12 protein-coding genes are annotated in these 12,326 nt (G+C 71.8%); 7 read left to right on the top strand and 5 right to left on the bottom strand.

Translation table 11 applies throughout. The features are described from left to right. The first annotated feature begins 17 nt into the window (after window positions 1–17). The gene (locus OG627_RS02370) at window positions 18–1,112 is read left to right on the top strand and encodes an HAD-IIIC family phosphatase (protein ID WP_329060895.1); all 1,095 of its coding nucleotides are present in this window, start codon (window positions 18–20) and stop codon (window positions 1,110–1,112) included. A gap of 25 nt (window positions 1,113–1,137) precedes the next feature. Here OG627_RS02370 and OG627_RS02375 read toward each other — a convergent pair whose 3' ends face one another. Then, window positions 1,138–1,800 carry a class I SAM-dependent methyltransferase gene (locus tag OG627_RS02375; protein ID WP_329060897.1) on the bottom strand — a complete coding sequence of 221 codons (663 nt, stop codon included), beginning with the start codon at window positions 1,798–1,800 and terminating at the stop codon, window positions 1,138–1,140. Between the two features lie 181 nt (window positions 1,801–1,981). Here OG627_RS02375 and OG627_RS02380 point away from each other — a divergent pair, with 181 nt between their 5' ends. Continuing rightward, entirely contained in the window at window positions 1,982–2,953 is a 972-nt protein-coding gene (locus tag OG627_RS02380) for an acetylxylan esterase (protein WP_329060899.1), read from the top strand. Between the two features lie 45 nt (window positions 2,954–2,998). Here OG627_RS02380 and OG627_RS02385 read toward each other — a convergent pair whose 3' ends face one another. From OG627_RS02385 to OG627_RS02395, 3 genes are read right to left on the bottom strand one after another with little or no spacing between them, the layout of a single operon-like run. Continuing rightward, window positions 2,999–4,015, bottom strand: coding sequence for an ABC transporter substrate-binding protein (locus tag OG627_RS02385; protein ID WP_329060901.1), 1,017 nt, complete (start codon window positions 4,013–4,015; stop codon window positions 2,999–3,001). Continuing rightward, window positions 4,012–4,686, bottom strand: a complete 675-nt coding sequence (locus tag OG627_RS02390; protein ID WP_329060903.1) for an ABC transporter permease — start codon at window positions 4,684–4,686, stop codon at window positions 4,012–4,014. Before OG627_RS02390 ends, OG627_RS02385 begins: the two co-directional genes overlap by 4 nt. Further along, window positions 4,683–5,363 (bottom strand): ABC transporter permease, encoded by a 681-nt coding sequence (locus OG627_RS02395; protein ID WP_329060904.1) that lies wholly within the window; start codon window positions 5,361–5,363, stop codon window positions 4,683–4,685. The genes OG627_RS02390 and OG627_RS02395 overlap by 4 nt, the downstream gene beginning before the upstream one ends. A gap of 182 nt (window positions 5,364–5,545) precedes the next feature. Between OG627_RS02395 and OG627_RS02400 the strand changes: the two genes are divergently transcribed. Continuing rightward, the gene (locus tag OG627_RS02400) at window positions 5,546–5,947 is read left to right on the top strand and encodes a DUF6221 family protein (protein WP_329060906.1); all 402 of its coding nucleotides are present in this window, start codon (window positions 5,546–5,548) and stop codon (window positions 5,945–5,947) included. Window positions 5,948–6,046: 99 nt separating this feature from the next. Here OG627_RS02400 and OG627_RS02405 read toward each other — a convergent pair whose 3' ends face one another. After that, window positions 6,047–6,760, bottom strand: a complete 714-nt coding sequence (locus tag OG627_RS02405) for a GntR family transcriptional regulator (protein WP_329060908.1) — start codon at window positions 6,758–6,760, stop codon at window positions 6,047–6,049. Between the two features lie 218 nt (window positions 6,761–6,978). Between OG627_RS02405 and manD the strand changes: the two genes are divergently transcribed. The 4 genes from manD to OG627_RS02425 all read left to right on the top strand — a co-directional run bounded on the left by manD (window position 6,979) and on the right by OG627_RS02425 (window position 12,266). Further along, window positions 6,979–8,187, top strand: coding sequence for a D-mannonate dehydratase ManD (manD, locus tag OG627_RS02410; protein WP_329060910.1), 1,209 nt, complete (start codon window positions 6,979–6,981; stop codon window positions 8,185–8,187). Beyond that, entirely contained in the window at window positions 8,184–9,677 is a 1,494-nt protein-coding gene (locus tag OG627_RS02415; protein ID WP_329060911.1) for a mannitol dehydrogenase family protein, read from the top strand. Before manD ends, OG627_RS02415 begins: the two co-directional genes overlap by 4 nt. 157 nt (window positions 9,678–9,834) lie before the next feature. Continuing rightward, complete coding sequence (locus OG627_RS02420) at window positions 9,835–11,232, top strand: MFS transporter (RefSeq protein ID WP_329060913.1); 1,398 nt, start codon at window positions 9,835–9,837, stop codon at window positions 11,230–11,232. Continuing rightward, entirely contained in the window at window positions 11,229–12,266 is a 1,038-nt protein-coding gene (locus OG627_RS02425) for an L-idonate 5-dehydrogenase (protein WP_329060915.1), read from the top strand. The genes OG627_RS02420 and OG627_RS02425 overlap by 4 nt, the downstream gene beginning before the upstream one ends. Window positions 12,267–12,326: the final 60 nt, after the last annotated feature.

Raw genomic sequence — 12,326 nt, forward strand, 5'->3', positions numbered from 1 at the left:
GTGACAAGGAGCCGAACATGAGCGACACCGCCCCGGTGGTCCCGTCCGCGATGGTGAAGTGCCTGGTCTGGGACCTCGACAACACGCTCTGGCACGGCACGTTGCTGGAGGACGGCCACGTCGTCCTGTCCGAGGCGATACGCGAGGTGGTCGTCGGCCTGGACGCGCGCGGGGTGCTCCAGTCGGTGTGCAGCCGCAACGACCACGACCTCGCCTGGGCCCGGCTGGAGGCGCTCGGCGTCGCCGACTACTTCGTCGTGCCGGAGATCGGCTGGGGGCCCAAGTCGGAGGCGGTGGGGCGGATCGCCGAGCGGCTGAACTTCGCGCCCGGCACCATCGCCTTCATCGACGATCAGCCGGCCGAGCGGGCCGAGGTCGCCTACCACCTCCCGGAAGTGCGCTGCTACCCGGCGCAGGACGCCGCGACGCTGCTCGACCGGCCCGAGTTCAGCCCGAGGTCGGTGACCGTCGACTCGCGACAGCGCCGGAAGATGTACCAGGCCGGCTTCCGGCGCACGGACGAGCAGGCGCGGTTCACCGGCTCGAACGAGGACTTCCTCCGCTCGCTGGACCTGGTGATGCGCATCGGGCGGGCCACGCAGGACGAGCTGTCGCGGGTCGAGGAACTCACCCTGCGCACCAGCCAGATGAACGCGACCGGGGTGCACTATCCGGACGAGGCGCTGCGCGCGCTCCTGGCCCGCCCCGGCTACGAGGTCCTGGTCACCACGCTGACCGACCGCTTCGGGCCGCACGGCGCCGTGGGTGTGCTGCTGCTCCGGAAGTACGAGGAGGCGTGGCACCTGAGACTGCTCGCCACCTCGTGCCGGGTCGTGGCGTTCGGCGCCGGCACGATCATCCTGAACTGGCTGGTCGACCAGGCCGCTCGGGCCGGCGTCCACCTGCTGGCGGACTTCCGCGCCACCGACCGTAACCGGATGATGGAAATCGCCTACCGGTTCGCCGGCTTCGAGGAGCAGCCCTGCGACTGCCGGGGTCCGGCTCCGGGGAGGGCCGGCGAGGACGTCCAGCTGCTGCACCTCGTCCCCGAGCGGCGCGCCGCCCCCACAACGGCCCGGCTGATCGCTCCGGACCTCGGCCTGCGGGCGTAGGCCGGCGCGGCGGGCCCGGGGGCGGTCACTTCCGGCGGACCAGAGTGATGCCGTCGGCCATCGGGAGCATGCAGATGTCCACCCGCTGATCGTCCCGGATGACGGCATTGACCTCACGGACACCGGCGGTGTCCGCGTCGTCGGCCAGCGGGTCGATGACCCGGCCGAAGAAAAGGGTGTTGTCCACCACCACCAACCCGCCCGGCCGTACGAGCCGCAACGCCAGCTCGTAGTACCGCGGATAATTCGATTTGTCCGCGTCGATGAATACGAGGCCGAAACTGCCGGAACAGCCGTCGGCAATCATTTTCTCAAGAGTTTCGGCCGCCGGACCGACGCGCACCTCGATCCGCTCGGAAACACCCGCCCGCCGCCAGTAATCGGCACCGATCTCGGGCCATCGGTCGGTGACGTCACAGGTGACCAATCTCCCGTCCGGCGGAAGGGCACGAGCCATGCACAGGGTGCTGTAACCGGTGAAGGTGCCAATCTCCAGCACATTCGCCGCGCCGGTCGCCGCGACCAGAAAGGCGAGGAACTGCCCTTCCTCGGCCATGACCTGCATCGCTTCCCCACCGGGCAGCTCCGCGGTCATTCGGCGCAGATCACGCAGAATCCCGTCTTCCCTGAGCGAGAAATCCCTGACATATTTCAGAAGTTCCGGCCCGGCCGCAATCTGATTCGCCATATCAAAAACTCTAGATGATCGCCCGCCGAAGCTCAATAGCGCATTGTCGCGCCACCGGGCTCGAACTCCCGGGCCCAGGAAGCTTCGCGCGGTCTTCTGCCGGCCCGCCCGCGGCCGTACGGTGTGATCGTCCGGGCGTCCTGACGCGCTTCCGGCCGATCCTCACGAAGGCGGTCCCCTCATGTCCCTGTCCGACATGCCCCTCGACAAGCTCCGCGACTACCGGAGCGCGTCCGTGGAGCCGGACGACTTCGACCGGTTCTGGGCCAAGACCCTCGACGAGGCGCGCGGTCACGACCTCGACGCCCGTTTCCGGCCCGTGTCCACCGCGCTGACGACCCTGGAGGTCTTCGACGTGACCTTCGCGGGCTTCGGCGGCCACCCGGTCAAGGGCTGGCTGGTGCTGCCCGCGCGGACGCGTGAGCCGCTGCCGGTGGTCGTGGAGTACCTCGGGTACGGCGGCGGGCGCGGGCTGCCGCACACCCATCGGCTCTGGGGCTCCGCCGGGTACGCGCACTTCGTGATGGACACCCGGGGCCAGGGCGCCGGCTGGAACGGCGGCGACACCCCCGATCCGGTGGGCAGCGCTCCCTCGTTCCCCGGCTTCATGACCCGGGGCATCGAGGACCCCGAGACCTACTACTACCGGCGGCTGTTCACCGACGCGGTGCGCGCCGTGGAGGCCGCCCGCTCCCATCCGCTGGTCGACGCGGGGCGCACGGCGGTGCGCGGGGCGAGTCAGGGCGGCGGTATCAGCCTCGCGGTGGCCGGGCTGGTGCCGGATCTGTCGGCGGTCGCGACGGATGTGCCCTTCCTCTGCGACTTCCCGCGCGCCACGACGTTCACCGACCGCCACCCGTACCGCGAGGTGGGCAACTATCTGAAGACGTATCGCGGCCGTACGGAGCAGACCTGGCGCACCCTCAGCTATTTCGACGGGGTGCATTTCGCGGCGCGCGGGCGGGCGCCGGCGCTGTTCTCCGTGGCGCTGGAGGACGAGACCTGCCCGCCGTCGACGGTCTTCGCGGCCTTCAACGCCTACGCGCATCAGGACAAGTCGATAGAGGTGTACCACTTCAACGACCACGAGGGCGGCGAGGCGTACCAGGAGGCCGCCCAACTGGCCTGGTTCCCGGCCCGGCTGACGCCCTGACGAATCCCGGGTGTCCCGGGGGTGGTTCGGGGTGGTTCGGGGTGGTCAGCCGGACGGGATCAGGCCCTTCGATTCCAGATACCCCCGGGCGACGTCCTCGGGCAGCCTGCGCCAGTTGTCGACCCGCTGGTTCATCGAGGCCAGCTCCTTCGTGGTCAGTACGGTGTTCAGCCGGTTGAGCGCGCGGACGATCCCCGGGCCGCCGGCCCGCGCGCGGTTGACGACGGGAACGATGTAGTCGGCGTTCTGGAGGTGCTTGTCGTCGGCGAGGAGCACCAGCCCGAACTGGTCGAGTGTGGCGTCGGTGGTGGTGGTCAGGACCAGCTGGTCCTGACCGTTCCGCACGGCCTGTTTGGCCGGGGTGGTGCCGACGCCCTTGGGGTCGATGCCGGTGATGTCGATGCCGTACGTCTTGCGCAGCCCCGGCGCGCAGTAGGGGCGCTGTACGCATTCGTCGCCCGCCGCCAGCCGCACCGGCAGCCCGGAGGCGCCGAGATCGCTCAGGGTCCTGAGCCGGTGCCGGCGGGCGTAGGAGGCGGCCACGGCGAAGGCGTTCTGGTCGACGGCGCGGCCGGGGTCGAGGACGGCCAGTCCGCGCGCGGCGGCCAGTGGGCGCAGCGCCCTCATCGTCGTCCGCAGATCGGGTGAGCCGGCCGGGGCGGCGCCGGGGCCGCGGGCCCTGGCGGCGAGCCAGTCGGCGAAGGTCGCCGCGTATTCGGGGACGACATCGATCTGGCCGCTCTCCAGGGCCGGTTCGTAGATCTCCCGGTTCGTGACCGAGAGGATCTCGGTGTGGTATCCGGCCCGGTTCAGCAGCAGCGCGTACATCCGGGCGAGCAGATCGCTCTCGGTGAACCCGGCGGAGCCGATGGTCAGATGTCTGCTGTCGCCCGGCGGCGCGGTGACATCGCCCCGGTTCTCCAGCGACGGTCCCGTGGCGCAGCCGGCGGTCAGCAGCAGCGCCGCGAGCGGGACGGCGGCCGTACGAAGACCGGCGAACGCACGGGTACGCGTCTGCGTACGGGTACGGGGACGGGTATGGGGGCGGGGCAGCGGCCTCATCCGGCGCGGCCCCGTACCCAGCGCGGCGCCAGCCACCCCACCAGCGCGAAGACCGCCTCCACCAGCAGCGCGAACACGGCGACCAGCACCGCCCCCGCGACCACCTGGGGAGTGTTGGCGAGATTGAATCCGGCGGTGATGATCCGGCCGAGTCCGCCGCCGCCGACCAGCGCCGCGAGCGTCGCGGTCGCCACCAGCTGGACGGCGGCGATCCGTACCCCGGTCAGGATCAGCGGCAGGGCCAGTGGCAGCTCGACCCGCCACAGCAGCTGACCGCCGGTCATCCCCATGCCGCGCGCCGCCCGGACGACGTCCCGGTCGACGCCTCGCATGCCGACGTAGGCGTTGGTGAGCAGCGGCGGGATCGAGAACAGGACCAGCGCGATGATCGTCGGCCACTGGCCGTATCCCCCGATCGGGGTGAGGAGCAGCAGCACGAGGACGGCGAAGGTGGGGACGGCGCGGCCCGCGTTGGAGATGTTGACCGCGAGCGCCCCGCCCCTGCCGAGATGGCCGAGGACGAGGGCGACGGGAAGGGCGATCGCGCAGCCGAGGGCGAGGCAGACGACGGTGAGGAAGAGGTGTTCGCCGAGCCGGCTCGCGATGCCGTCGGGCCCCGGCCAGTGGGCGGCGCTGGTGAGCCAGGACCAGGCGGCGGTGAGCGTGTTCACGCGCCCGCCCCGCGGGTCCAGGGAGTGAGCAGCCGTTGCAGTGCGAGCAGCAGCAGATCGGCGCTGACGGCGATCAGGACGCACAGGGCGGAGGCGGTGAGGACCTGCGCCTTGAAGTAGGTGTTCATCCCGGCGTAGATGAGGTTGCCGAGTCCGCCGTGGCCGACGATCGCCCCGACGGTGACGAGGGAGACGGCGGAGACGGTCGCGATCCGCAGGCCCGCCATGGCCGCGGGCAGCGCGAGCGGCAGCTCGACGGCGACCAGCAGCCGGAGCGGACCGTACCCGAGGCCGCGCGCGGCCTGCCGGGTCTCCTCGGGCACGGCGCGCAGGCCCGCGAGGATGTTCCGGACGAGCAGGGTCAGCGAGTAGAGGACGAGTCCGGCGACGACCAGCGACGCGGAGAGTCCGTACACGGGCAGCAGCAGGGAGAACATCGCCAGGGAGGGGACGGTGTAGAGCACGGTGGTGACGCCGAGGACGGGACCGGCGGCCCCTCTCCAGCGGCGGGCGGCGAGCGCGAGGGGGACGGCGATCAGCAGACCGAGCAGGACGGCCGAGAACGTCAGTTGGAGGTGCTGGAGGACCGCGTCCCAGAGGATCGTGCGGCGGCTGGAGAGATAGGCTCCGCAGATCCAGTCATTGCGGGCGAGGCAGTCGTCCGGAGGCGCGGTCACCCGTCCATTCCAGACGGGTTCCCGGGTGACGGCCCGTCCTGCTGGGCCGTCCGGGGAGCGTGGCCGACGGAGAACGGCCGAGGAGACGCGGGGGACCGGCGTACGCCATCCTGAGCTGGACGAACAGAACCGGTGCGGGCCTCGGGTCCGCGGCGGTGCGAGCAATGAAGGACCGGACCCTGATGAAGAACCCCAACGCCGCCCTGATGGCCTTCGTACGCGCCCGGCTCGCCGAGGAGGAGGCGCTCGCGCGGGCGGCGGGCGCCGACTCCTGGCGCTGTCCGCCCGATCTGCCGGGTGAGGTGCACGATGCCAACGGCACGGTCGCGTTCACGCTGAAGGGGTTCGGCTACGACCGGCACACCGCCTACCAGGATCCGGCGCGCACCCTGCGCCGGATCGAGACCAGCCGGGTGCTCGTCGACGAGTACGAGGAGGTGGCCGAGCTGGACGTGGACCGCCCCGACCAGACGTTCCGGGCGGGCCGGGCGGTCGGGCTCGGTTTCGTCGTGCGCCAGTTGGCTGCCGAGCACGCGGGGCACCCGGAGTACAAGGCGGGCTGGCTGCCGAGGTTCTTCCAGTAAGCCCCGGGGTCTTGCAGTAACCCCCGGGGTCTTCCAGTAACCCCGGGGGCTTCAGTGCCCCCCGGTGGCACGGGCGGTCAGCGGGGCGGTGGCCGGGGGTCACTCCCAGACGACGATATTGCGCCGGACCGGAACCGTCCCCGAGTCCGAGGCGAACAGCTCGGGTGAACGCGCCCTGATGCGCTCGACATCGTCGAACACCGCGCGCAGATGGGCGCGCATGGCCGCCCTGGCCATGGAGACGTCGCCCGCCAGCACCGCGTCGAGGATCTCGACGTGCTGGGCGGCGAAGCCGGACGACGAGGCGGTGTCGTAGAGGCCGAGCCGGCGGGCGCGGTCCAGATGTCCCTTGGCCGAGACCACGGTCGCCCAGGCGCTGCCGTGCCCGCTCAGGCGCAGCAGGGACTGGTGGAACGCCTCGTCCAGCTCGAAGAAGCCCTCCAGGTCGAGGCCGGGCCGCTGCTGGGCCTCCAGATTGCGCCGCAGCTCACCGACCAGCTCGGGGTCCAGCTCGGCGGGGAGGTCCTCCAGGGAGGCCAGCTCGACGGCCTCCCTGAGGAACTGCGCGTCGGCCACCTTGGCCGGGTCGACGCGTGAGACGAACGACCCCACCTGGGGAAAGACCTGGACGAGGCCCTCCTCCGACAGGAGGATCAGGCTCTCCCTGACCGGTGTGCGGCTCACCCCGAGGGATGCCGCGAGTTCGTTCTCCGACAGGGCCGAGCCCGGAGGGAACTCAAGGGTCAGAACCTTGCGGCGCAACGTCGTGTAGACGGCGCGGCGGCTGGTCCTGCGCCGGTTCGATTGAGCCATGCGCTCATCGTATCGGGGCGCGGGCTCCGTAGCCGCACTCCCGTCCGAAGGACCGCGCCGACCTGCGGGGTAATGCCGCCGTAACGCCGTGCGGTCGGTGTCGCACAAGTATTGCTTCTCTTCGCGACCGGTGCTTGTATACCAGTCGTGTCGACCAGTGGCGGTCTCCCGCGCCCACCCCGGCCGGCACCGTGAGGAACGTCCGAAGGAGTGGACCTGTGAGCAAGATCGAACGCGTAGAGGTGTTCGTCGCCTCCCCTGGGCGGACCTTCGTCACCCTGCGCATCACGACGTCGGACGGGGTGACCGGCCACGGCGACGCCACGCTGAACGGCCGCGAGCTGGCCGTCGCCAGCTATCTGCGGGACCACCTCGTCCCGCTGCTGATCGGCAAGGACCCGGCGCGCATCGAGGACATGTGGCAGTACCTGTACCGGGGCGCCTACTGGCGGCGCGGTCCGGTCACCATGACGGCGATCGCCGCCGTGGACACGGCCCTGTGGGACATCAAGGGCAAGGTCGCCGGACTGCCGGTCTACCAGCTGCTCGGCGGTCGCTCGCGCGACGGCGTGCTGGTCTACTCGCACGCCAGCGGTACGGACGTCCCCTCCCTGCTCGACGATGTCGAGCGGTTCCTCGCCCTCGGCTACAAGGCCGTCCGCGCGCAGGCCGCCGTACCGGACGTCGGCGGGAGTTACGGCGTGCGCAAGGGCAAGGTGTACGAGCCGGCCGCGACCTCGCTCCCCGACGAGCAGCCCTGGGACACCGAGGCGTATCTGCGGTTCGCACCGACCTGTTTGGAGGCCGTGCGCGAGCGCTTCGGCTTCGGCTTCCATCTGCTGCACGACGTGCACCACCGGCTCACCCCCATCGAGGCGGCCCGCTTCGGCAAGCGCGTCGAGGAGAGCGAGCTGTTCTGGATGGAGGATCCGACACCGGCCGAGAACCAGGAGGCGTTCCGGCTGATCCGGCAGCACACGACGACACCGATCGCGGTGGGCGAGGTGCTGACCTCCATCTGGGACGTCCAGCACCTGATCACCGAGCAGCTCATCGACTACGTGCGCACCACCGTCGTGCACGCCGGCGGCATCACCCATCTGCGCCGGATCTTCGACCTGGCCGCGCTCTACCAGGTGCGGACCGGCTCGCACGGGGCGACGGACCTCTCGCCGGTCTCGCTGGCCGCCGCCGTCCACGTGGACATCACCGTGCCCAACTTCGGCATCCAGGAGTACATGGGGCACGCGGACGAGACCGCCGAGGTCTTCCGCAGCGGGGTGACCTTCGCCGACGGCATGCTGCACCCGTCGGAGGAACCGGGCCTCGGCGTCTCCTACGACGAGAAGGCGGCCGAGCGGTTCCCGTACCAGGCGCGCTATCTGCCGGTGGCGCGCCGCCTCGACGGGTCGGTGCATGACTGGTGAGCGCGCCGACTCCGTCCGTGCCCGGCGGCGCCGCGCCGCCGTCGCTGGGACGTGCCGCCCTCGGCCGGCTCGCGCCCGAACTGCGCCCGGCCGTCGATCCGCGCGAACTGCGGCCCCGTATCGTCCACTTCGGCCTCGGCGCGTTCCACCGGGCGCACCAGGCCGTCTACACCGAGCGGGCCTCCGCGCGCTCCGGCGAGCCGTGGGGAATCGTCGCGGTCGCCCCGCGCTCGGCCACCACGGTGGCCGCGATGCGCGCGCAGGACTGTCTCTACTCGGTGACCGAACGCCGCCCCGAAGGACCGGCCACGCGGGTGGTCGGATCGGTGACGGAGGCGCTCGCGATGCGCCGGGACGCCGCGCGGGTCGATGAGCTGCTCGCCTCCCCCGAGGTCAGCACGGTGACGCTGACCATCACCGAGAAGGGGCACCACCGCCGCCCCGGCACCGGTGAACTCGACACCTCCGCACCGGAGATCGCCGCGGACCTCGCGGCGCCGGACACCGGCGGCCTCACCACGGTCGTGGGGCGGATCGCCGCCGGGCTCGCCGCGCGGATGCGCGCGGGAGGCGCCCCGGTCACCCTCGTGTCCTGCGACAACATGGCCGCGAACGGCGCCGCGCTCGCCACGGTCGTACGCGGTTTCGTCGCGGCGTCGTCCTGGCCGCAACGGCGGGCGGTGCTCGACTGGATGGCGGGCTCGGTGGCCTTCCCGGCCACCGTGGTCGACCGGATCGTGCCCGCGACGGCCGAGCGGGACCGGCGGGCGGCCGAGGCGGCGCTCGGTGTGCGCGACAGCGTCCCGGTCGTCGGCGAACCGTACCGGAGCTGGGTCCTGGAGGACTCGTTCACGGGGCCGCGCCCGCCGTGGGAACTGGACGGCGCGCTGTTCGTCGCCGATGTGGTGCCGTACCAGCTCACGAAGTTGCGGCTGCTCAACGGAGCACACTCCGCCCTCGCCCATCTGGGCGCGGTGGCGGGCTGCGTGACCGTCGCCGACGCCCTGTCCACCGACTGGGGCGAGCGGCTCGTACGGGGACTGTGTGCGGAGGTCGGGCCCACCCTGCCCGCCGGCGGCCCCGACCCCGCGTCCTACGCGGGCGATCTCGTGGAGCGGTTCCGCAACCCCTCGATGCGCCATCTGCTCCAGCAGATCGGCTCCGACAGCTCGTTGAAGATCCCCGAGCGGTGGTTCGACGCGCTGCGCGCGCTGCGCTCCGCACCGGCGAGCACCCCCGTACTCGAACTCGCCCTCGCCGCCTGGGTGCACGCCACGCGCCCCGGCCCCGACGGCGGCCAGCTGTACGGGACGACCGACCCGGCGGCCGACGCGCTGAGCGCCGGCCGGCAGGACGCGCCGGACACCGAGGACACCGTACGGCGGCTGCTGCGCGTGGTCGGCGCGGCGGATCTGGCCGAGGACGCCGCGCTGGTCGGGGCCGTCACCGCCCGGCTCCCCGCGCTGCGGGCCGGCCGGATCGAGATCTGACCGCTCCCCCGTGCCCTCGGCCCGTTCCCCCGCTGCCCCGCTCCCCTTCGCGCGCTCCCCCTCCGCGCGCCCCTTCGGCCCACCCCCGTCCCCTCCCCTCTCCCCCTTCATGTCCCCGCCCCGCTCGCAAGCACGGCCCTGAACAACGGAGTTCACCATGACGGACACCACGCGGACGGAGCCCACCGGCCCCGCGACGCGCACCACGCGCGACCTCACCAGAGCCGCCGTCTCCGGCTGGCTCGGTACGGCGATGGAGTTCATGGACTTCCAGCTCTACTCGCTGGCCGCCGCCATCGTCTTCAACAAGATCTTCTTCCCGGATGTCAGCCCGGCCATCGGGCTGATCGCCGCCATGGCGACCTACGGCGTCGGCTATGTCGCCCGGCTCGCCGGGGCCGTCTACTTCGGCCGCATGGGCGACCGGATCGGCCGCAAGAAAGTGCTGTTCCTGACCATTCTGCTGATGGGCGCGTCGACGACGCTGATCGGAGCGCTGCCCACCTACGCGACGATCGGCATCCTCGCGCCGATCCTGCTGGTCGTCCTGAGGCTCGTCCAGGGCTTCGGGGCGGGCGCCGAGATCGCCGGTGCCACCGTCATGCTCGCCGAGTACGCCCCCGCCAAGCGCCGGGGCCTGGTCTCGTCGCTGGTCTCGCTCGGCACCAACTCCGGCACACTGGCCGCGTCGGGGCTGTGGGCGATCCTGCTCGCCGTGCTCAGCGAGGAGCAACTGCTCTCGTGGGGATGGCGGCTGCCGTTCCTGCTGAGCTTCCTGCTCATGATCTTCGCGGTCTGGCTGCGCCGCAACCTCAAGGAGAGCCCGGTCTTCGAGGAGCGGCCCGATGTCGTCGACGGTGTCGCGATGTCCCGCACGGAGGTCGAATCCGCTCTCGACTCCTCGTCCTTGGAGGAGAAGCGGGAGAGTGTCCTGGAGGCCGGGATCCGGCAGCGCAAGGGCAAGGCGTTCTTCCTCGCCCTCGGGCTGCGGTTCGGCCAGGCCGGCAACTCGGGGCTGATCCAGACCTTCCTGGTCGGCTACATCGCCACGAATCTGCACGCCGACCGGGCCGTGCCCACCGACGCGATCGTCTACGGCTCGCTGCTGGGCTTCCTCACCGTGCCGCTGGTCGGGCTGCTCGGGGACCGCTTCGGCCGCCGCCCGATGTACATCGCGCTCACCCTGCTGACCATGGCCCTCGCCTTCCCGATGATGCTGCTGATCACCTCCGGCAGCACCTCCGCGCTGATGCTCGGCATGGTCCTCGGACTCAATGTCGGGGTCCTGGGGCTGTTCTCGCTGGAGAGCGTGACGATGGCCGAACTGTTCGGCTCCCGCACCCGCTTCACCCAGCTCGCCCTGTCCAAGGAGATCGGCGGCATCCTCGCCACCGCGATCGGCCCGGTCGTCGCGGCGACGCTCACCGCCGTCACCGGCAGCTGGTGGCCGATCGCCGCGATGCTCGTCGTCTACTCGCTGATCACCCTGGTGTCCGCGTTCCTCGCCCCCGAGACGCGCGGGCGCGACCTGGTGCGGCTGGAGGACGCCGCGTGAAGGCCGTTGTCGTCCACGGACCGCGCGATCTGCGGATCGACGAGCGCCCCCGCCCGGAGCCGGGCCCGGGAGAGGTCCTCGTCGCCATGGAGTGGGGCGGGATCTGCGGCTCCGACGTCGCGTACTGGAAACACGGCGCGTCCGGGACCGCCGCGCTGAAGCACCCGCTGGTGCTCGGGCACGAGATCGCCGGACGGATCGCCGCAACAGGCCCGTCCGTAACCGGTCTGACGGAGGGTCAGCCGGTCACCGCGCACCCGGCGGAGCCGGAGGGGGACGAACCGCTGCCCGACCGGATCGCCGGGCGCACCAACCTCCACCGGCGGATCAGGTACTTCGGGTCGGCCGCCTTCGACCCGCACACCGACGGCGGGTTCAGTGAGTACCGCGTGGTCCGCGCGGCGCGCATACGGCCGCTGCCGGACGGGGTGAGCACGGAGCACGGCGCGCTCGCCGAGCCCCTGGCCGTCGCCCTGCACGCCGTGCACCGCGCCGGGGACGTGCGCGGCAGGACCGTACTCGTCAACGGCGCCGGTCCGATCGGGGCGCTGGTCGTGGCGGCGCTCAAGCACCGGGGGGCCGCCGCGGTGATCGCGTCCGACCTCTCCGAGACGTCCCTCCGCGTCGCCCGGGCGATGGGCGCGGACGAGACGGTCGACGTCTCCTCGGGCGCGCCGCTGCCGGAGGACATCGAGTTGTCGTTCGACGCCTCGGGGGCCCCGGCCGCGCTGGGCCCGGTCCTGGCGGCGACCGCGCGCGGCGGCACACTCGTACAGGTCGGCAACCTGCCGGGGGCGGCCGCGCCCGCCGCGCTCGGGTCCCTGGTGACCAGGGAGATCACCTGGATCGGCTCGTACCGCTTCGTCGAGGAGATCGACGAGGCGCTGGCCGCGATGCGGGACGGACTCGATGTGTCGCCCGTCATCAGCCACCGCTTCGGCCTCGAACGGGCGGGCGAGGCACTGGCCGTTGCCGCCGGGAGCGGGAGCAGCAAGGTCATGCTGCGGCTGGACCGGGCGGCGCCCGGCGAGTGACGCGGACCGGTTCCCGGGACGTCGTCCCGGGAACCGATCTCCGTCATCACTCTTGACGTG

The sequence above is a fragment of the Streptomyces sp. NBC_01429 genome, assembly GCF_036231945.1.
Classification (GTDB): domain Bacteria; phylum Actinomycetota; class Actinomycetes; order Streptomycetales; family Streptomycetaceae; genus Streptomyces.

Coding starts and splice junctions, on each gene's coding strand:
- OG627_RS02405 (WP_329060908.1), bottom strand. CDS start 6,760: ATGGCTCAATCGAACCGGCGCAGGACCAGCCGCCGCGCCGTCTACACG.
- OG627_RS02420 (WP_329060913.1), top strand. CDS start 9,835: ATGACGGACACCACGCGGACGGAGCCCACCGGCCCCGCGACGCGCACC.
- OG627_RS02385 (WP_329060901.1), bottom strand. CDS start 4,015: ATGAGGCCGCTGCCCCGCCCCCATACCCGTCCCCGTACCCGTACGCAG.
- OG627_RS02370 (WP_329060895.1), top strand. CDS start 18: ATGAGCGACACCGCCCCGGTGGTCCCGTCCGCGATGGTGAAGTGCCTG.
- OG627_RS02400 (WP_329060906.1), top strand. CDS start 5,546: ATGAAGAACCCCAACGCCGCCCTGATGGCCTTCGTACGCGCCCGGCTC.
- OG627_RS02380 (WP_329060899.1), top strand. CDS start 1,982: ATGTCCCTGTCCGACATGCCCCTCGACAAGCTCCGCGACTACCGGAGC.
- OG627_RS02375 (WP_329060897.1), bottom strand. CDS start 1,800: ATGGCGAATCAGATTGCGGCCGGGCCGGAACTTCTGAAATATGTCAGG.